Source organism: Streptomyces sp. NPDC046379 (assembly GCF_055587785.1).
This window is the reverse complement of sequence record NZ_JBVJFP010000027.1, coordinates 23,330-49,574: the sequence shown is the minus strand read 5'-3', so window position 1 is coordinate 49,574 and position 26,245 is coordinate 23,330. Positions and strand designations below refer to the sequence as shown.

Below are 26,245 nucleotides of genomic sequence, written 5' to 3'. Positions count from 1 at the left end.
CACCCCCCAGGTCATCCGTTCGACAGGGGGCAACAGTCATGCCGGGCCCGGAGGCCAGCGGCCCTCTTGCAGGACCGCGAAGAAGATAACGGGGGACTGCGACGCGCGCGGAGGCTGTCACAGGAGCAGCGGAACACCCCCGCGTCGGCGGGGAGGACTGACCCCATGAACGCGCCGAAGGGCCGCCCGACGGAACACCCCCACGTCGGCGGGGAGGACCGCCGGCAACCGCACGAGCGGGAAGGACTGATTGGAACACCCCCCACGTCGGTGGGGAGGACGGCCACCGGCGCGTAGGGCTGCTCAAAAGTCACCGGAACACCCCCGCGTCGGCGGGGAGGACGACTCACCCTCGACCGCCGGCGACTCCTCCGCCGGAACACCCCCACGTCGGCGGGGAGGACCCGGTGGCCTCCAGCCACGGGCGGTTACAGTGCGGAACACCCCCACGTCGGCGGGGAGGACACGGACACACCGCGCAGGAACTGGCCCTTGATCGGAACACCCCCACGTCGGCGGGGAGGACGATATCCAGGTCCGGGCCGGCCATTACGCCTCCGGAACACCCCCACGTCGGCGGGGAGGACCTGATAATGCGCCACGTTGCCTCTTGCTTCTACGGAACACCCCCACGTCGGCGGGGAGGACGGGTCCCTCACGGAGGCGCGCGCTGCCGGACTCGGAACACCCCCACGTCGGCGGGGAGGACCTGGCACGCCCTCGAGGAGACCCGGGAACGGGCGGAACACCCCCACGTCGGCGGGGAGGACGCCCGCGCGGCCTTGGCGTGACCGGATGCGGCCGGAACACCCCCACGTCGGCGGGGAGGACGCTGATCGTGCAGGGCTATGAGGAGACGTGGGCGGAACACCCCCACGTCGGCGGGGAGGACTGCCAGGCTCGGCGGAGCCGACCGCGAAGCGGCGGAACACCCCCACGTCGGCGGGGAGGACGCAGCCGGCGAGGTACGCGTTCACGGAATCGTCGGAACACCCCCACGTCGGCGGGGAGGACAACCACGGGAGCCGCCCCATGGCCGAACTCAACGGAACACCCCCACGTCGGCGGGGAGGACCTACCCCAAGACGCGCCGAAGGGCCGCCACAGCGGAACACCCCCACGTCGGCGGGGAGGACCTCGGTCTCCATGTGCTGCCGCAGCGTCGCGGCGGAACACCCCCACGTCGGCGGGGAGGACGTAGTCGTTGGTGGTGAGGTCGCGCTCGGCGGCGGAACACCCCCACGTCGGCGGGGAGGACAGCGGGTGGACTGCGGGGGCGAACACCACGCTCGGAACACCCCCACGTCGGCGGGGAGGACCCCAACGAAGTCACCGCCCTTCGTCGCGCCGGCGGAACACCCCCACGTCGGCGGGGAGGACGCCATCAAGCTGCGTGACGAGTGCATCCGCCGCGGAACACCCCCACGTCGGCGGGGAGGACGGGTGGCGGCTGAGGGCGTGGTCGACGTAAGCCGGAACACCCCCACGTCGGCGGGGAGGACCGCTTGGTGAAGGTGACCTCGCTGTAGGTCTGCGGAACACCCCCACGTCGGCGGGGAGGACACGGCGACCTGCGCCTTGTCGACGTCGTCGAGCGGAACACCCCCACGTCGGCGGGGAGGACACGCCGGCTATGTGACGCTGACGCTGCGGGAACGGAACACCCCCACGTCGGCGGGGAGGACGGCTGAATCACGTTGCGTTTTTTGCGTTCAAACGGAACACCCCCACGTCGGCGGGGAGGACGCAGCCCGTGCAGTGCGCGACCGGCAGCCGGCCGGAACACCCCCACGTCGGCGGGGAGGACAGGTTCTTTTGCCCTCCGGGCACTGGGACGAGCGGAACACCCCCACGTCGGCGGGGAGGACGTAGAGCTGCCACCCGCTGATCGGGCCCAGCATGGAACACCCCCACGTCGGCGGGGAGGACGTCTCGAAGTGGTCGCCGCCGATCTGCATACCCGGAACACCCCCACGTCGGCGGGGAGGACATCGCTGGGACGCTGAACGCCATGGTGCCCGGGGAACACCCCCACGTCGGCGGGGAGGACTCGCGGACTTGCACGCAGGTCTTCCGGTCGACCGGAACACCCCCACGTCGGCGGGGAGGACGCATACCCCGCCATTCACTCCACCATGGACGCCGGAACACCCCCACGTCGGCGGGGAGGACTCGGCCCGCGCCGCAGCACCGCGAACAACTGACGGAACACCCCCACGTCGGCGGGGAGGACGTCTGCGCGACCGGGTCGGCGTTGCGCCGCACCGGAACACCCCCACGTCGGCGGGGAGGACTTCTGCCACTCCTCCAGCGGCTTCTTAAGCTGCGGAACACCCCCACGTCGGCGGGGAGGACCCTTCCCGACCTGCAGCTTAAGAAGGGCTTTGCATTTCCTTTACCTTTGGTGCGGCGGTCATGCGGATCAGGGTGAGGCCGTCGAAGTCGGCTGGGATGCGGCGGCGGGTTCCTGCGGTTCGGATGGCGTAGCCCTGTTCGGTGGCGGCGGGGTGGACGAGGACGGCGGCGCCGTTGCCCACTACTTCGGTGACTGCGTTCCAGAGTTCGTCGCGGACGCGGGCTGAGACGCTGCCGATGAAGATGCCGGGGACTACTTCGCTGGTCCATCGGCTGAGGGCGCCGCGCAGGTGGTCTGGGACGGCGGTGGTGGCGATGACGAGCATGGAGGGCATCAGCCGCCTCCTTCGGCGTAGTTGACCCCTGCCGGCAGTACTCCGGTCTTGGGGTCCCAGAGGTGGACCATGCGCACGTCGCGTCGTTCGGAGTTTTCCTCGCCGGCGTCGTCGGCTGTCGTTGCGTCGGCGTGGGGCGGGGTGAGCAGGGACTGGACGTCCTGGACGATGCGGGGCAGGAGGCGTAGGAGCCGGAGGTCTTCGCGGAAGCGGCGGCGGGCTTCCTGCTCGGGGTTGTCGGAGTTGTGGAGGGCGAAGGCCAGGGGGAGGGTGACGTCGGTCTTGTAGAGGTCGGCGATGTCGTAGACGAAAGCATGCTGGGTGCCGGCATGGACGTAGCCGAGTGCAGGCGAGAGGCCGAGGGCGAGCAGAACGGCGTGGACGACGCCGTACAGGCAGGTGTTTGCGGCGGACAGGGCGAGGTTGACGGGGTCTTGGGCTTCCCATTGGTCGGGGCGGTAGTTGCGGCGGAAGCGTCCGATGCCGTGCTGCTGGGCGAGGATTTTGTAGTAGGCCTTCATGCGCTGGCCTTCCATGCCGCGCAGTTGGTCCAGGGTGACGGAGTCCGGTACGTCGGCGTCCTTGAAACGCATCCGGTACATGCGCACCGCGACCTCCAGGCGCCGGGCCGGGTCGGCCCATGTCGCGACCTGCTGTTCGAGCCAGTGGGTGGTGAGGGAGTCCGGGAGGATGCCCGCGTAGGCGCGGACCGCGCCGGCTCCGACGCAGACGACGCTGGTGCCGTGGCGGGCGAGGGTGGTCAGGGCCGGGGTGGTGATGGAGACGCCGGGGCCCAGGAGCAGGCAGGACAGGGCGGCGGTGGGGATGTAGACGAGGTCGGTACGGTGCTCGTCAACCTGGATCTGCGCGCACACTCCGGTGTCGTCCTGCACGACGCGGACCATGTCCAGGTAGAGGAAGGACAGGGAGTCCGCGACGCGGGGAAGCATGGCAAGGGTGGGGGCGGCGAGGCGCCTGCGCGCATCGCCGCCCCGTCGGGGCGCGCTCACGCGGTTCTTGCCGGGGCCAGGCTGAGCAGGCCCGCGCCGTAGGATTTGGCGCGTCCGATGCCGTGGACGACGGCTTCGCGGAGGGCGTCGGGGTCGGTGACGGTGGCGGTGCCGTCGTAGCGGAGCAGGCTGTGCCGCATGCCGGCGGCGTCCCGGCCGCGGGGGCGGGTCGGCTCGAGACTGGTGGGGGTCAGGACGTGCAGGGCGAGGCCGGATTCGGCGGCGCGGCGCAGCCACCACTGATCGGCGTCCGCGCCGGAGAGCGGCATGATGCGTCCGCGTTTGCCCTTCTCCTGCTGGGACAGCCGCTCCCGTTTGGCGGGGTTGACGACGATGCGGTAGCGGACGCCGAGCCCTTTGCGTAGGGCGGTGAACATCGGAGCGAGGCTTTTGACGTCTGCTTCTCCGTATCCGGCGGGCAGGCGTGCCGGGTCGAGCGTGGCGGCTTGCACGAGGAGCATGCCGGAGGTGTCGGTCTCGTCCAGCCGGTACAGCAGCCCGGCCTTGTGGCGGGGGGCGTCGCCGAGGCCGTCGGGCGCCATCCGCATGACGGTGCGGTGCATCTCGGTGGCGTCGCGCAGGTCCCGCTGCACCTCGCGGCTGTACGGGTTGAGGCGGATGCGGGCGAGCACCGGGTGGTCGTTCATGCGCTTTCCTCGAGGTGGGCGTAGTCGATCAGGCGCTGCATCAGGGTCTCCGGGGGGCCGGCGAGGGAGCGGGGCACCGGGAGCCGGGTGCGGTGGATGCGGCGGCCGGTGTGGCTGCGGCCGTGCCGGGCGAAGCTGACCGGCGTGTCGTTCACATCGATTACGTCGGCCGGCGCGCCGTGTCCGGGTTCGCCGGCGGGCGGCGGTTGCTCGAAGAGGAATTCCACGGCGATCGTCTCGGCTTGGCCGCTGCTGTTCCCCGTCTTCGGTGCGGGGCGGCTGAGCGGCACGCGGGTGCGGAGTTCTTCCTCGGGGTCGTCGACGTGGCGGCGCAGCAGGAACGGCTCGTCGGGGACGCAGGAGCGGCGGCCCAGGTAGGGCGCCCAGTGCGGGCGGCTGAGGGCGTCCGCCAGGCGTTGGAGGAGCTCGTCGGCGGCGGTGACGGCGACGACGAACACGGCGTCGGACAGGTAGTGGCGGCGGGTGATGACGGCGGCGCCTTTGTTGCTTCCGCCGCTGGTGGCGGCGGTGCGGTCCTTGGGGAATCCGCCGCCGACGGTGTGGTAGTCGACGAGCCGGACGCCCGGCCGGTCCACGCGCACGGTCAGCCGCACGTCCTGGTAGCGCTCCAGGCCTGCTGCTTCGCGGTCGATGCCTTCGGCCGCGGCGAACATTCCGATCAGTGCGGAGCGGGTCGGGAAGGGCGCGGTGTCCCGCACCGGGGTGAACGCGGAGCGTTCGCCCCAGGACTGCAGGGGGCCGGCCAGGCGGAGCAGGAGCCCGCTCACTGCTGGTCCTCCACGGTGGGCACGGCGGCCTCGACGGCGGCGTCGACGAGCTGGTCGAAGGAGTCGTGTGCGGCGCCGAGCCCGGTGTACTGCTCGGCGGGGTCGATGACGGTGTGGCCGTGGAAGCGGCGGTTGCGCTGGCCGGTGAGGCGGTTGAGGTTGCCGGCGTAGGCGTCGAGGGCCTGGCGGGAGGGCCGGGAGAAGCCGCCCTGCCGGTCGCCGGTGACGGGGGTCTCGAAGGCGGCGGCCAGGGACAGCGGCCGGTGTTCCCGCACGGCGAGGTAGGCCAGGTCCGGGACGGTGTGCGGGGCGGTGCTGTTCTTCTTCGCCTGCGGCAGCGAGAGCAGGAAGTGCTCGGCGAAGGAGCTGAGGACGGTCCGGGCGGCCTTGACGTCGCCTTCCAGATTCTTCAGCAGGTCGGCGACGTTGACGGTCGCATACCGGTAGAAGACGCCGGCGCTGAACTCGGCGGTGTCGAGGTGGCCGCTGCCGGTCTCGGCCTCGCCCAGCCAGTCGTCGACCGCGGTGAAGTAGTCGCGCTGCGGCTCGGCGGCGTGCGTGGTGAACGCGTGGGCGACCTGGGCCGCCCCGTCCACGTTGGCGTCCGGGAGCTCGGCGAGCATGCGGCCCAGCAGGCCGATGGAGGCGGTGCGCCGCTTGAGGATCGCCTCGATCCTTCCGGGCGGCAGGACCTGGCCGGGCTTCTTCCTGCCCTGGGCCGCCTCCAGCTTATCGCGGTGCTCGGCGCACACGGCGGCCAGCTCGTCGATCGCCGCCTCCGGCAGGAACAGCAGCACCGAGGTGTGCCCGGCCGATTCCGTGCCGATGCCCTTCTTCCCGGCGCTCGCGGCGACCTGCGCCCCGGCGAACGCGGCCAGCTCGGCCGGCCAGCCCGCGCTCTCGAGGGCGCGTTGCACCTTCGCCGGCACCAGACGGGTGCGGGCGGCCTTCTCCCCCAGGTCCTGCTCGACGCCGAGCCGGATGACCCGCTTCCAGGACTGGCTCGAGACCCTGATGCGCGAAGCGTTGCCGTAACGCACCTGCTTGGGCGAGCCGAGGTCGTCACGGTTGAGGTTCGCGGCGGGCACCGACTGCAGAGCGCTCAGGTCCAGGTACAGGGTCATCGGTCGTTCTCCTCAGCGGAATCGGGGTGAGCGGGGTCGGTCGCGCCGACGGCGGTGCGGAAGTAGCTCTCGAGCCAGCGGGTGGCGATGCGGTCGCGGCTGCGGTTCCACCAGGCCAGGTCCTCCAGGAGGACCGCCCAGTCGACCGTGACGCCGCCGCCCGCGAGCTGGCGGACCAGGGCGGGCAGACCGGGATGGACGGCGTCGCTGCTCTGCCGGGCCATCAAGTGCAGAGCGCTCTCGGCGGAGTTCTCCTTCAGCACGCCCTGGGCGACGGCCTGGCCGAGCGAAGCGCCCAGGTTGGGCCGCTCGTACCAGGAACCGGAGGCGCTGTCGCCGGGCGCGGTGTCGCGGGCCGAGCGGGGCCGCGCGGCGATCAGCGACGCCACCGCGTAGTACGCCCGCCGGACGTCGCCGTGGTGCGGATCGTCGTGGTCGCGCAGCCACGGCACCAGGTAGCGGTGCATGTAGTTGCACCGTTCCACCGGCAGCCCGAGCCCGCGCCGCAGCGCGGCACGGGCCTGATTGGACTCGCACACCTGGTGCACGTAGGCGACGAACCGGTCCGAGACGCGGACGCTGGAGGAGTCCGGCGGGGCAGGCGCCGCCGGAGTGGAATCGGTCATGAAGACATCCCTGATACCGGGGAAATGGGGGTGAGGTGACGAAAAGCCGACGGCGTCGGCGCGGGCGCAGCCGGGCGCGTTCAGCCGGCTGCGGGCCGCTGCAGCAGTGCGAGGAGCAGGCTCCGCGCCCGGTGACGGGCCCGGGCCACGCGGATGTCCGCGCGGTTGGCCTGGCCGATGGCCTCGTCAAGAGCGGCGAGAGCCGCGTCGACGAACGGCCTGCCGACCTGCTTCCCGCTCGGGCCGGCACCGGTCAGCTGCCAGAACTCCCGCTCCGCGGCCGGCCAGTAACAGGTCAGCGCGGCAGCAGCCCACGGTCCGGGTTTGCGGGCGTCCAGCTTGATCTTGGCCTTCGGCGACAGGTCGACACCGGCGTCGGTAGCGATCTTCCAGGCGATCCTCGCCGCGAAGTCCAGCCGGTCGCCGGCCTCCTCCGCAGCGGTGTGGCAGCGCTTGACGTGGTAGGCCATCTCCTGGTCGTTCTCCTCCTGCCACTGCAGGACTGGAGGACTCGTCGCCCGGAACCAGACGCTGTCCTTCTGCTGGCCGTCCTGGTCGAAGCCGTAGGCGCGCACCCGCAGCCGCGGCAGCAGCCAGGCGGGCAGGTGCTCGAGGACCGGAGGGCGCAGTGCGTCCTGGCGGCTGTCCTTCAGCAGCAGCGAGTCGAGGTCCCGCCACAGGGCCCTGGCGCCGTCGGCCTCCCGAGGCTGGAAGTCCCCGTCCTTGCGCCGGTCGAGGATCTGATACGGGTCACGCACCTTCTGCGGCGGCTCGTGCGTCGACCAGGTGAGGTAGGCGTCGGTCACCGTCCGGCTGTCTTCGGACGGCACGAGCAGCGCGGCATGACGGAACCGCCCCGTCAGCATCCGGCCCGGCCACATCACCGGCGGCAACGGCCCCAGCGGGGCGTTGAGATCCTCCTCCCACGGGCACGCGTCGGCGGTTTCCCAGTCGACCTCGGCCTGCGGGCTCGGCACGGCCAGCACCAGCGTCGTGAACAGGTCCGGCGCCCACGGAAAGTAGGAGACGGACTTGCGCAGCGGGGCCGCGTCACCGCTGCCGGTCCGCTCATCGGTGATCCGTCGGGGCGTGCACTGCCCCGACGGCCCGTAGTACAACTGGGCGATCAGATGCCAGGCGGCCTCCGCCGCCGGAACCGGCACGGGCGCGGTGTCGGTGAAATGCCCGAACAGCACCGCTCCGTTGATCCCGGTGGGGCGGCCCATCACCAGCTTGTTCACCCCGGACGGGTTCGGCGCCCCCTTCGCGTCCACGCACTCCGTGCGCAGCCTCGGGTCCTGCAGGAACGGACGCTCGGGATGGAACAGATCGAACCGGCCCGCCAGATCTGCCCGGCCGAAGTAGGCGTCCACCGCCTGCGGATCGAACCGCCCGGCCTTCAAAACCCGCCCGCGCAGACCGAACCAGTCCTCGATGTCCTCCGCGACGTCCGGGTCATCGAGCCGATCCCCGCCATCGGCGGCGATCCTCGCCGCGATCGGCGCGAGGATCCGCAGCAGGCCGGCCGCCGCCGACGGCACCGGAAGCTCCACATCCTCGATCTCGTGCGCACGTTCGAACAGCTCGCATAAGCCGAAACGCGCCGACTCCCCAGTCAGCATGCGCACGGGAATCCACGGCTCGACCCGCAGGTCGAATCCCCCACTCACAGACAACAACCCCTCCAACGCCCTTGTTGCAGACGACGCACGGGCATGGCAAAGCCCCCCAGCAGCCTTGCTCTGGCGTCGTACCGGCATCTAAGCACCCGTCACTGACAATGCGCCCGAGCATGCGGATTTTCGGGTCAACGGCAGGCAAGGACCTGTATCAGCGGCGAATCAGACCACAGTCCTGATCCAGGCGGAGCGTCTTGCCGCCGACCTTCACCGCCCGCGGGCTCCCTCCCTGTACGGGCTGCCGAAGAACACGAAGCTCCGAGAGCATCGGGTGCCCGGTCCACGACTGCGGCGGGGCGACGCTGTCGGGGTCCGCATCCTTGAGCCAGTCGGCGCGCATCGGGAGGGTGCGGCGCATCACCTCCCGCACGGCCGGCGCCGCTACCGTGCCGCCCGGCCCGCTCTCGGGCAGCAGCCGCTCACCCCTCAGGTCCAGGGTCACCCGGCCGTCCTCCTGGACGTACACGCACAGCAGCCGCACCGAGTCCGCGCCGAGCCTCGTGGCCACCTCCCACTCGTCCTCTTCCCCAGGAAGAGCGTGCAGGTCGTGCAGCGCGGAAACGCTGCGCGCCCGCGGGACGGCGAGCAGGCCGGCCATGCTGCGTTCCGCCATCTCCTTACCCGCATGCGCCGTCCAGGCCTTCGCCTCGTCGCCGCCCGGGCGGTTCCAGTCGAAGGCACTGCTGTCCCCGTGCACGGCCTCGACCAGGTCCTGCACCCCGCCCGGCACGGAGATGGCACCGCCGTCGATACCCGCGAGAACGCGGGAGGTGGCGGCGAGGAAGTGCCCGGAATACACCTCGCCCCACTGCTCAGGCGCCTTCCCGCCGCCCGCCAGCGGGTCCAGCACTACCAGGCGCGGCCCGCCCGCCCAGGCCGGACGGCCGCGACCACCAGGGTAGCCGTGCCGGGCCCAGTGGTTCTCGTGCCGCCAGCACCGCCCCGCACGCTGCAGCAGCAGCGACAGCGGAGCGAGATCGCTGACGACGATGTCCGCATCGAGATCGAGCGACTGCTCCACCACCTGCGTGGCCACGACGATCCTGCGCTCCGGCCGCGGACCGCCGCGGCCCAGCCCATCGGTGACCTCTCGCGTGCGCACCTCGCGCACGTCCCCAGGAAAACGGGCGTGCAGCAACTGCACACTCCCGCCCTCGTCGTGCGCACGCTGGTCGAACCGCTCACGGAGCCGCAGATACGTCTCCTGGGCGTCCCCCACGGTGTTGCACACCACCAGCGCCGTGCCGTACCCCTCCCCCTCGTACACCGGCTCCAGGATCCGCTCGATCACCCCCAGCCGCGCCCGCGCCCCGCCACCGCAGCCGTGGACGACCGGCTCCACCGCCACACCGAGCGACAAGGGCCGCACCAAGGCCTGCTCCTCCTGACGGGCACACGAGATCCGGGTCGTCCGCCCGCTCTCCCCGTCCGCATACAGCCACCCCGGGTACGGCGCCGGGAACGTCCTCCCGCTCAAAACCGCCTTCTTGTGACCGGCGCCCTGCAGATACTCCTTGATCAGCCGGTCACTGATCGAGGCGGGCAACGTCGCCGACAGCAGAACGACCGGCACACCGTACGCCCCGAGCCAGTTCAGCAACCGGCCCAACAACACCTGCATGTACGGGTCATAAGCATGGGCCTCGTCGACAATGAACGTCTTGCCCGACAAGGCCAGCAACCGCAACGCGTTGTGCCGGACCGGCAGAACCGCCATCAACGCCTGATCGATCGTGCCCACCGCGAACTGCGCCAGCAGCGGCCGCTTGGGCCCACGCAGCCACTGCTGCGGCCGCATATCGGCCTCCGCCCGCCGGCTCCCCTCCCCAGCCTCGTCACCGTCACAGGTCAGCACGCTCTGCGCAACCAGGTCCTCGTCGGCGTACGCACTGTTCAGCCAGGCCATACTGTGGACCAGCGTCAGCCCGGCGTCCTCACCGGACTGACGCAACAACGTCTTCGCCACCCGGCCGTGCATCTGATCGCTGGTGGCCATCGTCGGCAGCAAGAACGCATACCCCTGCGTGCCGAAAGCCTCCGACAAAACCCGCTCGGCCTCCAGCGCCGTCTCACTCTTCCCATCCCCCGGCGCCGCGGTCACCAGCAGAATCCCACCACGCCGCCCCTCTCCAACCGCCTGCCGCAACTCGTCCATCACGGACCGCTGCAACGGATTCGGCTCCCCCGCGATGCCGTACGCCTCGGCGAACCCCTTGCGCTGCAACTGCACCCGCGCCAAACCGGCATCCGCCAGCAGACGGGGAGCATCCGCCTGAGAGCGCCTGAAGTGATCCGCCAGCACCGGCTCGAGCGCCCCCTGCCGTGCCCGCAGATACGCCTCCTGACTCACCAGCCAGTCCGCAAGAATGACCACCCCCGTCACCAGCACCGCAGCCGGCGCCTTGAACACGCCCGGCGCCTCCGGCTCCCCCAACGCCTCGTACACCGCCGCCGCGTGCGCCATCCTCTGCCGCGCCCAGGCGTCCCCACCCAGAAACGCCGGCGCAATGCCGTCCTCAGGACGGTGGAAGCGCCCGTGATGACCGCCGATCACCTCGGCCAGCCGCTCCGCCGCCCGCAGCTCCCCGTCAGCGGCAAAGCCCAGATCAGCCAGCACCGTCTTCACGCTCTGCAGGCCGGCCACGTCATGCCCGAACCGTTCCGAACACATCTTCGTGCGGTCGCCACCCAGCTCCGCGCTGAGGTACTGGCTACCGTGCGAAGAGCAGAACTGGAACCCAGACACCTTGCCGATGTCATGCAGCCCAGCGCATAACCCGACGACCCTCCTTGCCCGTTCCAGATCGCCGGCCAGCCCCATCCCCTCCGCGATCCACACACGCTGGTTCTCGGACAAGTAGGCGTCCCACAGATGCAGCGCCATCGCGGCAGCATCCAGGAGATGCCGTACCAGCGGATACGGCGGCAACGCCGGATCCAGCCCTCGCGATTTCCCCCACACCGACTCATCCGGCGCTTCCCGCATCCCCAGCATCCCCATCCCTCGCCCCGACCGGCGTGCGCTCCGCACCACCGGAGTTGGCATTCAACCACTCCCTACCGACAGACGACGCTGCAACCGTGTAGCCCTCGATAGGGTGACGACATGGACATTCACCCGCTCCGACCCCAGGCCCGAATCAAGGCAAAGAATGAGCAAAGCCCTTCTTAAGGTGCAGGTCGGGAAGGGTCCTCCCCGCCGACGCGGGGGTGTTCCGACGAGTGGTACGAGGTGCAGCCGACACCAGCCGTCCTCCCCGCCGACGCGGGGGTGTTCCGTTGACGCGGGCGCTCGACCGGGCAACCGAGGGGTCCTCCCCGCCGACGCGGGGGTGTTCCGGCGGAGCGAGCGAAGCGCGCATACGATCACCTGTCCTCCCCGCCGACGCGGGGGTGTTCCGGTGGTCATCCTCAACCGGCAGCAGGTCATGGAGTCCTCCCCGCCGACGCGGGGGTGTTCCGCGCTGTGTAGCGATTGGAATCCTGCGCCACCAGTCCTCCCCGCCGACGCGGGGGTGTTCCGTCCGCTTGATCGTGGCGGCGATGTACGCCTCGGTCCTCCCCGCCGACGCGGGGGTGTTCCGTTGGCCCACGGATTCGCTGATCCGGGCTGCGAGTCCTCCCCGCCGACGCGGGGGTGTTCCGCCGCCATGGCCGAGGCGGAGGTGACGCGCGCCGTCCTCCCCGCCGACGCGGGGGTGTTCCGACCTTGAGGCGCGCAAGAGCGAGCTTTCACAGGTCCTCCCCGCCGACGCGGGGGTGTTCCGTCCTCGGTGTCGACCGTGACCGTGGAGAGTTCGTCCTCCCCGCCGACGCGGGGGTGTTCCGGCCCGCATCCTCGCCGGTCTCGCCGGAGCGGAGTCCTCCCCGCCGACGCGGGGGTGTTCCGCGCCGATGCAGTGTCCGGACGGCGCGGGACTAGTCCTCCCCGCCGACGCGGGGGTGTTCCGCCAGGCGAGGTGGACCGGCACCATCTCCGGGTGTCCTCCCCGCCGACGCGGGGGTGTTCCGATCACTGTCACTCCGGGCATGGTCCGGGCGATGTCCTCCCCGCCGACGCGGGGGTGTTCCGAGTTTTGCCACCGATGCGCCCTCGGCGTCCGTGTCCTCCCCGCCGACGCGGGGGTGTTCCGCTGACCCGCATCGCCTGACACGCAATCCCCACGTCCTCCCCGCCGACGCGGGGGTGTTCCGTCGGCCGGTGCCAAGTCGGCCGAAACGATCACGTCCTCCCCACCGACGCGGGGGTGTTCCGCGGGACGGCTGGACCCGCAAGCGTGACGGCCGGTCCTCCCCGCCGACGCGGGGGTGTTCCGGTGCGCGTGATCTTCGTGCCTGGCCGTTCGGCGTCCTCCCCGCCGACGCGGGGGTGTTCCGGCTACTTCTTGCGCAGGCCGTTCGCGACCTCCGTCCTCCCCGCCGACGCGGGGGTGTTCCGTTCGGCGTGAACTTCTCGCAGCCGATCGAGACGTCCTCCCCGCCGACGCGGGGGTGTTCCGGACCCGGCGGAGCGGAACGCCGTTGCGATCGAGTCCTCCCCGCCGACGCGGGGGTGTTCCGACGGACGCGCACCCTGCCGACGCGCGCACGGGGTCCTCCCCGCCGACGCGGGGGTGTTCCGCGGCTGCCGCACCGCATACCGGCCGCACATGTGTCCTCCCCGCCGACGCGGGGGTGTTCCGCGAACACGGATGGTGCATTGTCGACAATGGCGAGTCCTCCCCGCTGACGCGGGGGTGTTCCGGATCGGGTCGGTGAACCGGGCACCGTTGGTCCGTCCTCCCCGCCGACGCGGGGGTGTTCCGACACACATGGTCACCCCGCCCGCCCCCAAGCTGTCCTCCCCGCCGACGCGGGGGTGTTCCGTACGACGACGCCGTCGCCAAGAGCGGTGCGTCGTCCTCCCCGCCGACGCGGGGGTGTTCCGGCCCCGGCCAATCTGGCTCGGGGCGGGCGGGCGTCCTCCCCGCCGACGCGGGGGTGTTCCGCCGCGAACCACGCGCCGCCGCTCTGGCATGACGTCCTCCCCGCCGACGCGGGGGTGTTCCGGTGTGCAGGTCAGGCGGCCAGCGCGTACCGGTGTCCTCCCCGCCGACGCGGGGGTGTTCCGCGACAAGGGGGCGCATGACGGAGGCCCGCGGCGTCCTCCCCGCCGACGCGGGGGTGTTCCGTTCGGCAATGAGGACCCGACCGTCGGGCGCGCGTCCTCCCCGCCGACGCGGGGGTGTTCCGAAGGGCAAGACCCTGCTCCGCATCACCTTTACGTCCTCCCCGCCGACGCGGGGGTGTTCCGGCTCGGTACTGGGTGAGCCAGTCTTCGTTCGGGTCCTCCCCGCCGACGCGGGGGTGTTCCGCTGTCGAGCCGCCGGTCCTGCTGCTCAATCCTGTCCTCCCCGCCGACGCGGGGGTGTTCCGTCTCTCGCCTCTGGTAGCGCACCGCCTCGGCCGTCCTCCCCGCCGACGCGGGGGTGTTCCGGCTCCGATCGTGCTGCCGGTTCGTCCCAGCCGGTGCTCCCCGCCGACGCGGGGGTGATCCGCAGGCTGGAGACGTTGCGGCCGCCGCTGAGCCGTCCTCCCCGCCGACGCGGGGGGTTCCGGCCTGCGTCACGTTGTACAGGGCGTCGGAAACGTGCTCCCCGCCGACGCGGGGGTGTTCCACGAGCTCGGCGACCTGTACATGGCCGCCAACCGCGGGGCTTATCTAGGGGCACAGGCGTGTTCGTACAGGTCAGGGCAGTGATTCACCTGTCAGGCATGTAAGGCAGGGCCGGGAAGCTCACGACCGTAACGCTTCCCGACCCCCGTCCGAACTACCTGGATGACCGCCCCACCGGGGCCTTGGCCCGGACGTCGTCGTCACGCCCGAAGGGCGGTGCACTACCACCTCACGCCGGTCAAGTCCGCGCCGGTCAGGATCGCGCCGGCCCGGTTGGCGCCTGTCAGGTTCGCCCACTCCAGGTTCGCGTCGGTCAGGTCCGCGTCGGTCAGGTCCGCGCCGGTCAGGTCCGCGCCGCGCAGATTCGCATCGGTCAGGTCCGCGCCGGTCAGGTCCGCGCCGCGCAGCTTCACTGCGCCCAGGTCCGCGCCGGTCAGGTCCGCGCCGCGCAGGTTCGCGTCGGTCAGGAACGCGGCGGACAGGTCCGCGCTGCCCAGGTTCGCGCCGATCAGGTCCGCCCGCTCCAGGCTCGAGACGGACAGGTTCGCGTCGGGCAGGTTCGCGCCTCTCAGGTTCGCCCACTCCAGGTTCGCGCCACTCAGGGTTATGCGGGCGGTGCTGTCATGGGCGGGGTTCCGGCTGCCGAGCGCGGTGAGGGCTGCCTGGATGTCGCTGGCCGGCCCCTTGGGCATGTTTGTGCCTTGTTTCGGTTTCCAGGAGCGGTTGTGGATGTAGGTGGACAGGACGTTGACGATGGAGGGCTGGTCGCGGGGGGAGTCCTGCATGATGCGCTGCAGGGCGTAGATGCCGCCCAGACGTACCTCCAGGGCGTCGTCGCCGATGTTGCCGACGGCGTTGTTGTAGCGGTCGGTGACCTGTCCCTCGCGGGTGAGGGCGTGCTCGTTGCGGGTGAGGGCCTGTTCGTTGTCGACCTGCTGGAGCGACAGCCAGGTGAAGACGATCACAGCGAGGGTGCCCAGGGCGGCCAGGGTGCCTGCGGCCTGCTGAAGACGGGTCCACCGGTCCGTTGGTGCGGCAACCACCAGCTGCGGGGTGGAGGGCGCGGGCCCGGGGGTGCGGCCGCGTCGCCTTGGTGGGCGGGAGCCGATCGGGGCGGGCGCGCGGCGGGGCGCGGTACGGGTGCGGGGGCGGGCGACGCGCCGCAGACGGGCGGCGCGGCCGGAGCGGCGGGGCGGTGTGGTGGCCATGAGGATGTTGATACGGGCGGTGGGCGGCCGGTGCGTCCGGTGTTGCGAAGCTGTGGCAGTGCGTGAGCGAACGGAGTGGAGGTCGGCGCCCAGCCGTACCTGGCGGGCTGCCCTCCCCAGGAGCCGTTCACTCCTCCGCGTACAGCATGGGGGCGAGCGCGACAGACTCCACCGCAGCCGGTGCGGCACACCGTGACTCACATGGCCAACATGCCTCAGCAGCCCCCGGATACGTGTGAGGCACATACGAGGCAAAGGCACCTGCCTCACATGCCTGAAGCCTTCCGGCGATCCTAGATAATCATCTTGGTCTCCTACCGGCGTCCGTACGTCAGCAGTGAGCTGCGGGCGGCGCTCGCCAGCTGCAGGGCGCGGCGTACCAGGTTGGTGCCGTAGAGCTGCTCTGCGGTTTCGCGGCCCATGGCTTCGACCGTCACGGTGATCAGCGAGGTGTCGCCCACCATCAGCCGCTGTCGGGCTTCCGCGCGGGCTTCGGCCACCGCGTTGTCGTCGAGGTCGTTTACGCCGGTCACCTCGGGAAGGGTCTCTGTGTCGGGCGTGGCAGCTCGGGGCTTGGGGTGGAACGCGGCGGCGAATGCCTGGTTGACCTGCCGCTGGACGGTGTGGCTGGTCGGGGCGTCCCAGTCGCCGTCGTAGCGTTCGGTGCGGGCGCGGATGTGTTGGATGCGGTGGCGGCGGGCGGCTTCCTGGGCGCCGCGCCACTGTTCGATGGCGTCGGCTCGTTTGGCGGGGGTGTCGAGGACCGTCTCAGCGCCGGTCAGGAGCACGGCGAGCAGGCCCGATCCCCGGCGGACCCTGGCCGCCTCGCCGCGCAGGTGCAGCCAGGCGCGGACGTCGGTCACGGTCCATCCGGCATCAGCCACGCCTCTGGCCACCCAGGCGATCCGGGGCACCGAGCAGCCGCGCAGCCAGTCCAGCTCCTGGGTGAGCTCACGGGCCAGCTGGAAGCGGCGCCCCACGCGGTTGAGCTTTCGGTGACCTTCGGCCTTTGCCTTGGACTTCTTCGGGGCGGGGGACTTGGCATCCCCGCTCGCGAGCTTGCTCTCAGGGGGGAAGGAAGTACCACCCGCAGAAGGGACAGTTGAGGTACCCACCTGCATTGGGGTGCAACGAGCCTCATCCGAAACAGCCGTCACAACAGTCTGCTCAGCCCTCTTCCGGGAGCCCTTCGCCGGGGCCTTCGAGGACCGCTTTGAGCGCGGCTTGCGGACCTTGCGGGCGGCTTTCTTCGCCAGCTGCGCCATCAGCTCCCGGCCGGCGTCCGCGATCCCGGACGCCGCCCGCGTGTACGCCGGAGCGTCCTCGTTCCGCTGCACCGTGCGAATACCGAGCGCGACGTCGAACTCGCGCGGGATCATCCGCGCGAACTCACTGGCCTGCGCCGGACCGTCGGACACCCGCGTGCCCTTGACGATCCACACGAGCAGCCCGGCCTCCCGCAGCATGCTCAAGTGGTACTCCACCGACCGCTCGGACAGCCCGGTACGCCGCATCAGGTACTCGATTCCCGGACGACATGGGGTCAGCTCAGCCAGCTCTTGGGCGACGCGCACGGTCGTCGCACCGAAGCTGCGCGGCCCGTGTGACCGGTACCGCCGTGGCATGTAGAGCCCGGACCCGGCGACCCAGTGGACCGCCTGCATCCAGGAGTAGCCGTCCGACGCGATCCGGCCCGCCGATGTCGACAGCCACTGGCCCGCCTCCGGCACATACAGACCGGGCAGTACGGAGACGCCGTCGTCCACCGACGGACGCTGGGAAGGGAGCAGCGCGGCGGCCGGCACAGCCGCGCCGCTCATCGGCCCACCGTCCTGGCCGTAGCTGCGGATACGGGCTGTGTCGTCAGCGGGCGGGTATACAGGCCAGAGCGGACACCGCAGTTCCGGGGCAGAACGTGCGCTTCCGGATCTGTCCGGCAAATTTGAACCGAACGATCTGTAGGCACAGTCCGACGACCGGTGCCGGAGCTGTAGGCGGCGGAGGTTCGAGTCGTGCTCAAGGGGGAGGCGTCGGCAAGTAGTGCTGGCGGTGACATTTCACGGAAGGTGTGAAACTGGACCAACCGGACATGGCAGGGCTGGAAAACGGCATGACAGTGCTGCACAATGACTCCAGTCGTGGAGGCATCGCCAAAACGGCATAGCGAAGCCCCAGTGGTGCTTCGTGGTTCTGGGGAGAACCTGTACGAGCGTTCGATCCGGCTGCTAACCGGCCCGAACGACCCCTTCGACCAGGGCTGCTAACCCGGTCGGTGTTGGGGACGCTCAGCCAAGGTGCTGCTAACACCTCGCGAACTGGGCGTCCCGGCGGCTTTTGGCCCGGCGATGGGTGTCGCCAGGCATCGAGTGATTACGACGATCGAGCCTCCAGAGCGGAGAGACGACCGTGCTGCCCGCCAGCACGGAAGCTGCTGCGTCCGGCAGAGGCCAGACGGCCCGACGCAGGCTGGACACAGAGGAGCTGTTGGAACGCCGAGCACCCTGCCGGAGCGACGCTCTCACGTCGCTTCAACGGCGGGGTGGCGTGTGACCGCGTGCGAGTACGGGTACCCTGCATCACGCGACCTCCTTTCTTGCCGAAGGGGGTGCGCCGGGCCGGGTTACCCCGGCCGAGAGCCCTCAGGACTTGCCTAAGGTCCAGAGGGCTTTTTCTTTGCAGTTGTGGATCAGTCCGGGGCCACCCTACTCCCCCGGCAGTCCCGCAGCAGACCACACTCGGCGACGTGTCGGACAGGAGTCTGACGGGCCATCACCGAGCGACTTACTTTGACTCGGGAACCATCGAAAGCCGGGTCCGTCCTGGCCCATGGCACGCTCGGTTCGCTGCCGTCCTCGCTGACATGACCGCCCAATCGAGTAGGTGGACAGAGCGTGGCGGGGGCGATTGCTCGCCTGTAGACAGCGCAAGTCCTGGTCTCAGTCGGGCCCGTAGATCAGCCGCGCTCTTTCGGGGCGTAGCGCAGCAGTACGACGTCGCCTATCGGGCGGGCCTCCAGCAGTCGCATTCGGGCGGTTGAGCCACCCGGGTAGTCGGCGGTGCCCAGGAACTTCGGGGCTCCGGCTTGGCCCACCAGCAGCGGTGCGACGGCGAGGTGAACCTCGTCTGCCAAGTTCTGGGCCATGAGCTGAGTGTGGATCGTGCCACCGCCCTCCACCATGAGCCGGCCGACTCCACGGCGGCCCAGCTCGTCCAGGACTATCCCCCAGTTGAGTTCGGTGCCGACGTTGACCACCTCCGCGAGGTCCCCGAGCGTCGCCTTCACCTTGTCGACGGCGGAGTCGACCGTGAAGACGAGTTTCTGACCTCCGAAGTGCCAGAATTTCAGGTCAGCGTCGAGGTCACCAGAGGCCGTCACCGTCACCTTCAACGGGTACTCCGACCGGCCCTCCGCGAGCCGCTTCGCGCGACGCTCCTCGGAGTTGACCAGCAGCCTCGGATTGTCCTTCCGCATCGTCGTCGCGCCGATCAAGATCGCGTCGCAGGAGGCGCGAACCTCATCCACGCGGTCGAAGTCGTCAGTATTGGACAACAGCAGCCGCTCAGAGCTGGTGTCGTCTAGGTAGCCATCGACCGACATGGCAGCAGACAACAGAACGTACGGGCGGGCAGTCATGGCTCAGGCTTCCGTTTCAGTCTCGTGTACGAGGGTGGAGTCGAAGGCGGCGCGGAACTCATTTACGACCGGTTCGCGCTGCCAGGGGATCAGAGCCTTGTCGAGTCGCGCGAGTTCGCTGGTGATACGGCCGGAACCGGTGTCCTCCGCCACGGTCAGCGCGTGCATCCCGATGGTGGCGGCCTGCTCCGGGGCGCGGGCGCCGGCCAGTGCAACAGCCTGCCGCGCCATGTAGACGCCGCGATCGCGGTGGTAGCCGTCGGGCATCATTCGGATCGCGGCGGCGAACGCCTCCGCGGCCTGGTCGTGCTTGCCAAGAGCTTCCAGGCCCTGGGCGTGGTGAATCTCCACGTACGCCGCGTTCAACCACACACCCCACGGTGTCGGGTCGGCGGTGGCGCCATCGAGGGCGTTGTGGACGTCGTCGATCGCCCGCTCGCTCTCGCCAGCGTCACCGCGCAGCGCGTGCCCGTACGCCTCGTACGTGCGCGCGACGGCGGCGAGTCGGCTTCGCGGCCGCGCCATCCGCTGCGCGGCTTCGGCGAGGTCGACCACGTCGACCAGGTCCCCGGTGTCGCCGGCCAGCTGGGCCTTGCGGGCCATGACGTACGTGCTCAGGTCACCGTCGCCGACCGTCTGCGACCACTGCATCGCCCGGTCCAGCCAGTACGACGCCGCCTTCGGGTTACCCAGGTCCTGGTAGAGCCAGGACAGGAGTTCGCCGTACTGCGTCTGCAACTCCATGAGATCGTGCCGGTCGGCGCCCTTGGCGTCACGCCGGAGAACCTGGATGACCTCGATGTGGTCGCGCACCGCGCTGACCGCACGGCGCGCGCCGAGCAGGTTGTCGGTGTCGATGAGCACCCGGCGCGTGCGGCGCAGGTGCTCCACCGGCGTCGAGCCGTACGCCGACGCGGCCCGCGCCTTGCGGACCAGCCCCGGTACCGAGCCCGAATCTGCGGACGCCGGCGAACTAACGCCGACCGTCGCAGCGGCTCCCAGCCCCACCCCCGCGCGCAACAGTGCACGCCGATCCAGAGCCACCCAAACCACCGACCCATCAGCTAGACGACAGGGGACAGAGATCCCTTCACCGTCCGACGCTGCCTCGTCCGGCAAGGCCAGGGCCAGATCCACGGACGACTTGGCCACGTGAACCGGCGAATTGGCCACATGGCCACGATCGTCGTCGATCCGCTCCCACAGCCGTAACAGCATCCCGTTGGCACCCAGTACCTGGTCCAAGAGCGCGGCCTGCGCTCGGTCAGCCTTCCGCTCAGCGCGCTCGAATCGCCCCAGGTGGCTGTGGTCGATCCGTGCACGCTCGGCCAGGCCGCGCAGGGTCATTCCACGCGTCTGACGTAGCTGCCGCAGCTCGTAACCCCAGTTATGCAAGGGGGACACCCAGGGCGTCAGCTCCCGTGGCTTCTGTGCCATCCCGCCTCAATCCTGTGGCTGATGTGGCCAGTTCGCCCGGCCACATGTCAGTTATGGAACTGGTGGCTCCCCGCGAGCTAGAACCGAATCGGCGATTCGAGCCCAGCGAGGGGGTGATGCTAGTGCTTGGTATCGGACGCTGCCGTCTCAAGCTCCGGTCCGGTGCCCCGGGTGTAGTTGGCCGGGCGCTGGAACAGGGCACCGCTACTGCGATCCTCGGCTTCTACGGTTCGTACGTGCGTGAAGCCGCGATCGGCGTAGTACTGCTGCAACGCCTCGTTGGAACGCCACGCGTCAAGACGCAGCAACTCCTTGGCCTGACTCAGGGCCTGCTGTCCAGCCCAGTCGAGCATGGCCGATCCGAGGTCCAGGCCCGCGACGTCACGACGTACGACCATGCGGTGTACGTAGAGGGCGGGTTCGGCGGCCTCGGCGGGGCTCCAGAAATCGGGATCGGCGTGCTCGTCGAGCGTGATGGTTGCCACGGGGGCCCCGTCCGCTTCGACGATCCAGCATTCGCCGGCCTCGATGTTCGCCTTGATGCGGTCCTCGCGCGGCGGGTACTGCCATTGATCGATCCCGCGCTCGTTGAGCCACGATGCGGCGTGCTCCCACAGGTCGGTGACCGTGCGAAGGTCCGTCACGGTGGCCTGACGGATGGTCGGCGCGCCTTCGAGCTGCGGTCGGCTTCGCTCGTACGTGATGACGTGCCGATCGCCGGGCAGGACGTTGACCACGGCGCGGACGGGTCTTCCCTCCCTCGTGTAGCCCGTGCACAGATGCACCGCGACGGGGGTGCCGGGGCCAAGTTCCAGCCGGTCGGCTTCCTCGGGGGTCGGCATGCGGACGTGGAACTCATCGAGGGCGCGGACTTGCTCGTAGCCCAGCTCGGACAGGACGACGTTTGCACCTCGCGCGATGTCGTCCGGGTTCATGATCTCGCTGCTCTGAACCAGGGACAGCGGGAAGTGGCTGTCGTTCGTGTTGTATGGGATGCCGTCGATGAAGCGGACGCGCCGGCGGACAACGACCAGCTCGCCCTCGCGGAGCTGGAGTCGCTCACGGACCTGACGCGACGGAGCCTCCACCTTCACCTCGATGTGCTGGCTGGCCTCCCGGCCTTCCTCGGACATCTGGGTGAGGAACTGATCCATCTCCGGGCTCAGCGGCCGCTTCCGGAACTCACCTTGTGGCCTGTAGACCATCGGCATCTTGCTGCGGACGAAGTAGCCGCGGGGGCGGTCGCTGATGATGAGGCCCTCGTTGACCAGGACTTTCAGGCCTTGGACAGCGGTCGAACGAGTCGTGTCCCACTTGGCAGCGATCTCTACCTCCGTCGGCAGCCGGTCACCCGGACTCAAGTGCCCGTCGGTGATCTGAGCACGGAGTTCGTCCGCGATGCGCTGGTAGAGGGCCCGTGCCCTGCCGCTGACTGCCATGGGAGATGTTTACAGCGCAAGGAATGACTAGTCAATGTAGGCGAAAGTGCTTGACCGTGCGTCGCGTGACGTGCATGCTTAATCGCGTTGAGCATTGACTAGTCAATCTAGGTCTACTAGCTAACCGTCCCGTTGCTTCACCGCACTACTTGATCAACAGCAGGAGTCACTGCCTCTTCGGAGGTAGCGGCAGTGGGGTGAGCCGAGCTCCCCCGGTCGAGGCGCCTGTACCGAATAGCGAGCACCACAGATCCACCTCGAACAGCGCTGCCGCTGTCTGTCCGCCAGGACCAACCTGCCGAAAGGCGGCCTGGCGCGGCAGAGAAGGCAGCATGCGCACCCGACCCCACGTCAGGAGGACTCGATGCCCCGCAAGCGTCCCGGCCGCGTCCGGACCAAGAACACCAACCGCCGTGCGCCGCTGCTGCTCAGCACCATGGCCCCGGAGGACTACAACGTCCGACCCGGCGAAGTGAAGTCGATCGCCTGCCCCGACTGCCGCACCTGGCGCCGGATCATGGGCGACACGGTCCTCAAAATCCGAGAGCACTGCGTCTCCGACAAGGTCGCGGAGGGTGAGAAGCACGCCCTGTGCCCCGGCAGCAACCAGCTCGTGGTCATCGACATCGACGTCCGCCGCTGGCAGGCCCGGCAGAACCGGCTGCTGCGCGATGCGATGCCACAGGAGACCCGGCGCGCGGCCCGCCAGTTCTACAAGCCCCTCCCGGCCCCGGCCGCCCCGATCGCCCGTATCCATGCGGGGGTCACGCTGACAACGGCCCGGCAGGCGTACCTCGCCCACCTCGAGGAATGTGTGCGCTGCGGCACCGGTCAGCACTGCACGCACGGAGGCGTCCTCGCTCACCGCTACGTCCTCGTACGCAAGGAGGAGTCCGCCCGCCGCGAGGCCCGAAAGCGGTCGGCGCCGGCCGCTCGCAAGGAGCAGTGGAGTGAGCGCGGCGGCCAGACGGTAGAGACGGCGAACAACCAGTGCCGTCCCCGCTTGGACGGCGCGGTCTCCGAATACCGCGGCCCCCAGGTTCCGGCCAACCCGCTTCGCGTCAACGCCTGATCACAGCGACGAACGAGCACGGCCCCGGCCACCCCGTCAGAGGGGTGGCCGGGGCCGTGGCTGCTCGTACGACAAGCCAATACGACGACCCCCAGGGATTGCGCCCCTGGGGGTCCGGTCGCAGGTCACCTTCGGAGAGGACGACCCACATGCCCAGCATCACATCTCTGCACGCTGCCGCGTCTCCTGAGCACGACGGCCGCCAGGACACCCCGGCGGCTGGCCGCCCGCACCCTCACGTCCGCGACATCGCCGAGCAGATCGGCCCTCGCGCAGCGGGCGCCATCTACCAGAACGTCGACGGCAGGTTCGAGGTCCTGGCGCTCATCACCGATCCGGCCGAGGCCGCGCAGCTGCTGCGCCGGAACTCGGCCCGCTGGGCGGTCATCGTCCGCGACACACTGCGCCCCGACGGCCAGCCTTTTGCGGTCGGCTCGGTGTGGACGGACAGCGACTACCTAATCCGCCCGGCCAAGACGGCCTACCAGCGCGCCGCCTGACGATCCGCCACGGTCCCCCTCCACCCGCGCCCACGCGCGTGGTGGAGGCGGGCCGTGGCCGGCCGTCCGGCCGGTCACGGCGACGGCCCCGGAGCTCTGACCTTCCGGGGCCGTCTGAACAGGAACTGGAATGGGAGTCCCTGTGATCCACAGCATGACATGTCCCCCCACGGCCACGGCACCCCAGCCCGCGGCCGCGCACCGTCAGCTCGGCGACCTTCTGGCGCGCATGACGCGGGAGGCCGACGCGCGGATCCCGGCCGGCCGCCGGGCGCGCCGGACGCTGCAGGAGATGGCGCCCGGCTACGAGCGTCAGCCGGTCCTGATCCTGCACCGGCCGGTGATGGCCGACGACGCGTGCGGCCTGTGCGGCTACTGGCGCTGTCGCTGCGGCGAGGCCTCGACCCGCACGGAGGTGACCGCATGATCACCTGGCTCACCGATGAGGAGCGCGAGGAGCTGAGCCGCAAGGTCTCCGAGGCCAACAAGCGGTCGCAGGACCAGCGGAAGTAGATGAGTCCTCACCCGATACAGGCGGCGCGGGCCGCGCAGCAGCGCGCGGCCCGCGCCGTCGCCGTAGTCGGCTCCGCGCACCCGCTGGCCCGCGCGCTGCTCGCCGCCGCCGCGATGGCGGCCGCGGCCGCGTGGGACGCGGGACACCGCGTCGCCGACCTCCATCCCCTGTGCCAGCGTCAGCCTGAGAGAGACCCCGCGTGACCGATCCTCTGCACGCCCGATACATGGCCGCGCATCGTGCGTCCCAGCAGCACATCCAGTCCTGTGGCGACTGCGTCAGCGACGCCGACCGCTGCCCGCAGGGGCAGCGGCTGTACGACGAGTTCGTGCGGCTGCAGGACGACTACCTCGCCCGTCAGCGCAAGCAGCGCTGACGTCGACACTGCGCACCTTTTACCCCGGCTAGCCGAGCGCCGCCCTCGCCCGGCGGGGCCGGCGGAGAACGCCGGGAGTCCATCCCTCGCTCCGGCCATCCGGCCGCGACACGCAGACACGCGAGCAGCTCCAGCACCCCTGGGGCTGCCTTACGAACTTTCTGGAGGCCTTGATGAACCGCTCCATCGTGCGCACGACCTACGCGCCCTCCGCCGGCCTGCCGGTCAGCACCGACTGGCGGGCCCGCTCGGTGTGCAAGGACGAAGATCCCGAGTTGTTCTTCCCGGTCGGCAGCACCGGGCTGGCGCTGTTGCAGATCGAGGAGGCGAAGGCCGTGTGCCGTCGCTGCCCGGTCGCCGAGCGCTGCCTGCAGTGGGCGTTGGAGAGCGGTGAGGAGCACGGGGTGTGGGGCGGCCTCGACGAGGGCGAGCGGCGCCGGATGAAGCGCCGCGTCGCCCGCAGGCGTCCCGCCGCTTGACCGCTGGACGACACCGACGGGCCCTTTCTGGCCCGCCCCGCAGCACTGCCGCCGACCGGCTTCCCGCACGACGGGTGGCCGGTCTTTCACACGTCCCAGCCCGGGAACGCCTCGGGCTCCCTTCATCCCTGGGAGAGCTTATGGACCGCACCACCACGACCGTCACCGGCACCCGGCGGCTGCCGGACTGGCTGTGCACGCACACCCCGACGTGCCCGTCGGCCGACAGTCCGGATCGGGAGGCCGCGCACGTCGTGGCCGGCCACCCGGAGCAGGGGTGGAGCCTGCTGTGCAACGGCCTGGTGCTCTTCGAGGACACCGGCGAGCTGCTCCCCGACGGTCAGATCATCCCGCCGCACCGGCCACTTGCCGCGGTCGCGGTCTGACGGCTGCCTGATCCGCCCGCACCGACCGCCCACCACCGTGGCGGCCGGGTCGGGCGGTGACGGGGAGCCGGACAGCCCGGACCACCCCTGCGACAGGAGTTCCCGATGGCCTTTGACATGAGCAAGTTCGGTGGCGGCCGCTGGGTCAAGACCCACCCGAACAACGTCCACACCCACGGCTCGCTCGAGCCTGTGCTGAGCATTCTCGACGTGCGGGGCTTCGAGCTGCACGACCTGTTCCTGATCGGGATCAGCGACAGCTGCGGCTCCATCGTGCTGCCCAGCCAGTCCCGGGCCGAGAACGCTGCCGCCGCGCTGGAGCCCGCCTATGAGACCCGGGTGCACCTGATGGGCCGCCGGGACGGCGAGGAGGTGTGGGCGACCGACTACACCCGCCGCGCGCTGGACGGCACCACCCTGTCGGCCTTCATCACCAACCTCACCCTCAAGGACGGTCGCCAAGTCATCAAGGACGGCCGCTGGATCCGCTGATGCGTCGGCCTGCCGACTGCCTCCCCCTGCCCGCGTGGTCTCGCGACCGGCACGGGCAGGGCGGCGGGGAGCCGGACAGTCCGGACTACATGATCGTCAAGGAGCTACGGATGCCCTTCTCCACCCCGGCCGCCACCACGGCGGCCTCCGCGTTCAAAGTCGACGACTTCGTGCTGTACCGCGACCCCGCCATGTTCTGGGCGGGGAAGCCGGGCCACACGATCGTCTGCCGCGTCAGCAACGTGGTGCGCTTCACCAGCGGCGAGTGCCGCTACAACCTCCTGCCGGTGACGGGCGGCCTGGTGCGCGAGGTCCAGGGCGAGTACATGCGGCTGCTGCCGCCGCTCGACGCGATGCGGGACATCGACACCGCTCCGCTGAACGGCGACGACGCCGCCGACGGCATGACCGCGGCCGCGATGGCTTGGCTCACCCAGCAGGCCGCCACCGCCAACCGGCGACCGGAGCTTCCGCCCCACTGACCCCGC

22 protein-coding genes and 2 CRISPR repeat arrays are annotated in these 26,245 nt (G+C 70.3%); of the genes, 9 read left to right on the top strand and 13 right to left on the bottom strand.

Annotation, left to right across the window (positions count from 1 at the left end; translation table 11 throughout):
• Positions 1–313: 313 nt before the first annotated feature.
• A CRISPR array of direct repeats spans positions 314–2,355; the repeat unit is 29 nt; unit sequence CGGAACACCCCCACGTCGGCGGGGAGGAC.
• 17 nt (positions 2,356–2,372) lie between these two features.
• The 13 genes from cas2e to ACZ6KF_RS31620 all read right to left on the bottom strand — a co-directional run bounded on the left by cas2e (position 2,373) and on the right by ACZ6KF_RS31620 (position 21,938).
• On the bottom strand, positions 2,373–2,690 hold the full coding sequence (gene cas2e / locus ACZ6KF_RS31680) for a type I-E CRISPR-associated endoribonuclease Cas2e (protein WP_469241541.1): 318 nt from the start codon (positions 2,688–2,690) through the stop codon (positions 2,373–2,375).
• The gene (cas1e, locus tag ACZ6KF_RS31675; protein WP_469241539.1) at positions 2,690–3,640 is read right to left on the bottom strand and encodes a type I-E CRISPR-associated endonuclease Cas1e; all 951 of its coding nucleotides are present in this window, start codon (positions 3,638–3,640) and stop codon (positions 2,690–2,692) included. Before cas1e ends, cas2e begins: the two co-directional genes overlap by 1 nt.
• 56 nt (positions 3,641–3,696) lie before the next feature.
• On the bottom strand, positions 3,697–4,347 hold the full coding sequence (gene cas6e, locus ACZ6KF_RS31670; protein WP_469241537.1) for a type I-E CRISPR-associated protein Cas6/Cse3/CasE: 651 nt from the start codon (positions 4,345–4,347) through the stop codon (positions 3,697–3,699).
• On the bottom strand, positions 4,344–5,135 hold the full coding sequence (cas5e, locus tag ACZ6KF_RS31665; protein WP_469241535.1) for a type I-E CRISPR-associated protein Cas5/CasD: 792 nt from the start codon (positions 5,133–5,135) through the stop codon (positions 4,344–4,346). Before cas5e ends, cas6e begins: the two co-directional genes overlap by 4 nt.
• Positions 5,132–6,259 carry a type I-E CRISPR-associated protein Cas7/Cse4/CasC gene (gene cas7e / locus ACZ6KF_RS31660; RefSeq protein ID WP_469241533.1) on the bottom strand — a complete coding sequence of 376 codons (1,128 nt, stop codon included), beginning with the start codon at positions 6,257–6,259 and terminating at the stop codon, positions 5,132–5,134. Before cas7e ends, cas5e begins: the two co-directional genes overlap by 4 nt.
• Positions 6,256–6,885: a type I-E CRISPR-associated protein Cse2/CasB gene (gene casB / locus ACZ6KF_RS31655; protein WP_469241531.1), complete on the bottom strand. Its 630-nt coding sequence runs from the start codon at positions 6,883–6,885 to the stop codon at positions 6,256–6,258. Before casB ends, cas7e begins: the two co-directional genes overlap by 4 nt.
• An 80-nt stretch (positions 6,886–6,965) precedes the next feature.
• Positions 6,966–8,555 carry a type I-E CRISPR-associated protein Cse1/CasA gene (casA, locus tag ACZ6KF_RS31650; protein WP_469241549.1) on the bottom strand — a complete coding sequence of 530 codons (1,590 nt, stop codon included), beginning with the start codon at positions 8,553–8,555 and terminating at the stop codon, positions 6,966–6,968.
• A gap of 160 nt (positions 8,556–8,715) precedes the next feature.
• Positions 8,716–11,550, bottom strand: a complete 2,835-nt coding sequence (locus ACZ6KF_RS31645; RefSeq protein ID WP_469241547.1) for a CRISPR-associated endonuclease Cas3'' — start codon at positions 11,548–11,550, stop codon at positions 8,716–8,718.
• Positions 11,551–11,753: 203 nt separating this feature from the next.
• A CRISPR array of direct repeats spans positions 11,754–14,222; the repeat unit is 29 nt; unit sequence GTCCTCCCCGCCGACGCGGGGGTGTTCCG.
• Positions 14,223–14,441: 219 nt separating this feature from the next.
• Complete coding sequence (locus ACZ6KF_RS31640) at positions 14,442–15,428, bottom strand: pentapeptide repeat-containing protein (protein ID WP_469241529.1); 987 nt, start codon at positions 15,426–15,428, stop codon at positions 14,442–14,444.
• Between the two features lie 314 nt (positions 15,429–15,742).
• Positions 15,743–17,194 (bottom strand): transcriptional regulator, encoded by a 1,452-nt coding sequence (locus ACZ6KF_RS31635; RefSeq protein ID WP_469241527.1) that lies wholly within the window; start codon positions 17,192–17,194, stop codon positions 15,743–15,745.
• 1,187 nt (positions 17,195–18,381) lie between these two features.
• A complete protein-coding gene (locus ACZ6KF_RS31630; RefSeq protein ID WP_469241525.1) occupies positions 18,382–19,062 on the bottom strand; it encodes a RibD family protein in 681 nt (226 codons plus the stop codon).
• A gap of 3 nt (positions 19,063–19,065) precedes the next feature.
• Entirely contained in the window at positions 19,066–20,499 is a 1,434-nt protein-coding gene (locus ACZ6KF_RS31625; RefSeq protein WP_469241523.1) for a helix-turn-helix domain-containing protein, read from the bottom strand.
• Positions 20,500–20,618: 119 nt separating this feature from the next.
• Positions 20,619–21,938 (bottom strand): GNAT family N-acetyltransferase, encoded by a 1,320-nt coding sequence (locus ACZ6KF_RS31620; protein WP_469241521.1) that lies wholly within the window; start codon positions 21,936–21,938, stop codon positions 20,619–20,621.
• A 364-nt stretch (positions 21,939–22,302) separates the two neighbouring features.
• On the opposite strand from ACZ6KF_RS31620, the gene ACZ6KF_RS31615 reads away from it, so the two are divergent.
• The 9 genes from ACZ6KF_RS31615 to ACZ6KF_RS31575 all read left to right on the top strand — a co-directional run bounded on the left by ACZ6KF_RS31615 (position 22,303) and on the right by ACZ6KF_RS31575 (position 26,239).
• A complete protein-coding gene (locus tag ACZ6KF_RS31615; RefSeq protein ID WP_469241519.1) occupies positions 22,303–23,010 on the top strand; it encodes a hypothetical protein in 708 nt (235 codons plus the stop codon).
• Between the two features lie 149 nt (positions 23,011–23,159).
• Positions 23,160–23,510 (top strand): hypothetical protein, encoded by a 351-nt coding sequence (locus ACZ6KF_RS31610; protein ID WP_469241517.1) that lies wholly within the window; start codon positions 23,160–23,162, stop codon positions 23,508–23,510.
• Between the two features lie 154 nt (positions 23,511–23,664).
• On the top strand, positions 23,665–23,937 hold the full coding sequence (locus ACZ6KF_RS31605; protein WP_469241515.1) for a hypothetical protein: 273 nt from the start codon (positions 23,665–23,667) through the stop codon (positions 23,935–23,937).
• A gap of 86 nt (positions 23,938–24,023) precedes the next feature.
• Positions 24,024–24,227: a hypothetical protein gene (locus ACZ6KF_RS31600; protein ID WP_469160540.1), complete on the top strand. Its 204-nt coding sequence runs from the start codon at positions 24,024–24,026 to the stop codon at positions 24,225–24,227.
• 23 nt (positions 24,228–24,250) lie between these two features.
• Complete coding sequence (locus ACZ6KF_RS31595) at positions 24,251–24,400, top strand: hypothetical protein (RefSeq protein WP_469160539.1); 150 nt, start codon at positions 24,251–24,253, stop codon at positions 24,398–24,400.
• Positions 24,401–24,573: 173 nt separating this feature from the next.
• Positions 24,574–24,879 (top strand): WhiB family transcriptional regulator, encoded by a 306-nt coding sequence (locus ACZ6KF_RS31590; protein ID WP_469241513.1) that lies wholly within the window; start codon positions 24,574–24,576, stop codon positions 24,877–24,879.
• Between the two features lie 191 nt (positions 24,880–25,070).
• Positions 25,071–25,265, top strand: coding sequence for a DUF5999 family protein (locus tag ACZ6KF_RS31585; RefSeq protein ID WP_469241545.1), 195 nt, complete (start codon positions 25,071–25,073; stop codon positions 25,263–25,265).
• Between the two features lie 105 nt (positions 25,266–25,370).
• A complete protein-coding gene (locus tag ACZ6KF_RS31580) occupies positions 25,371–25,757 on the top strand; it encodes a hypothetical protein (RefSeq protein WP_469241511.1) in 387 nt (128 codons plus the stop codon).
• A 110-nt stretch (positions 25,758–25,867) separates the two neighbouring features.
• Positions 25,868–26,239 carry a hypothetical protein gene (locus ACZ6KF_RS31575; protein WP_469241509.1) on the top strand — a complete coding sequence of 124 codons (372 nt, stop codon included), beginning with the start codon at positions 25,868–25,870 and terminating at the stop codon, positions 26,237–26,239.
• Positions 26,240–26,245: the final 6 nt, after the last annotated feature.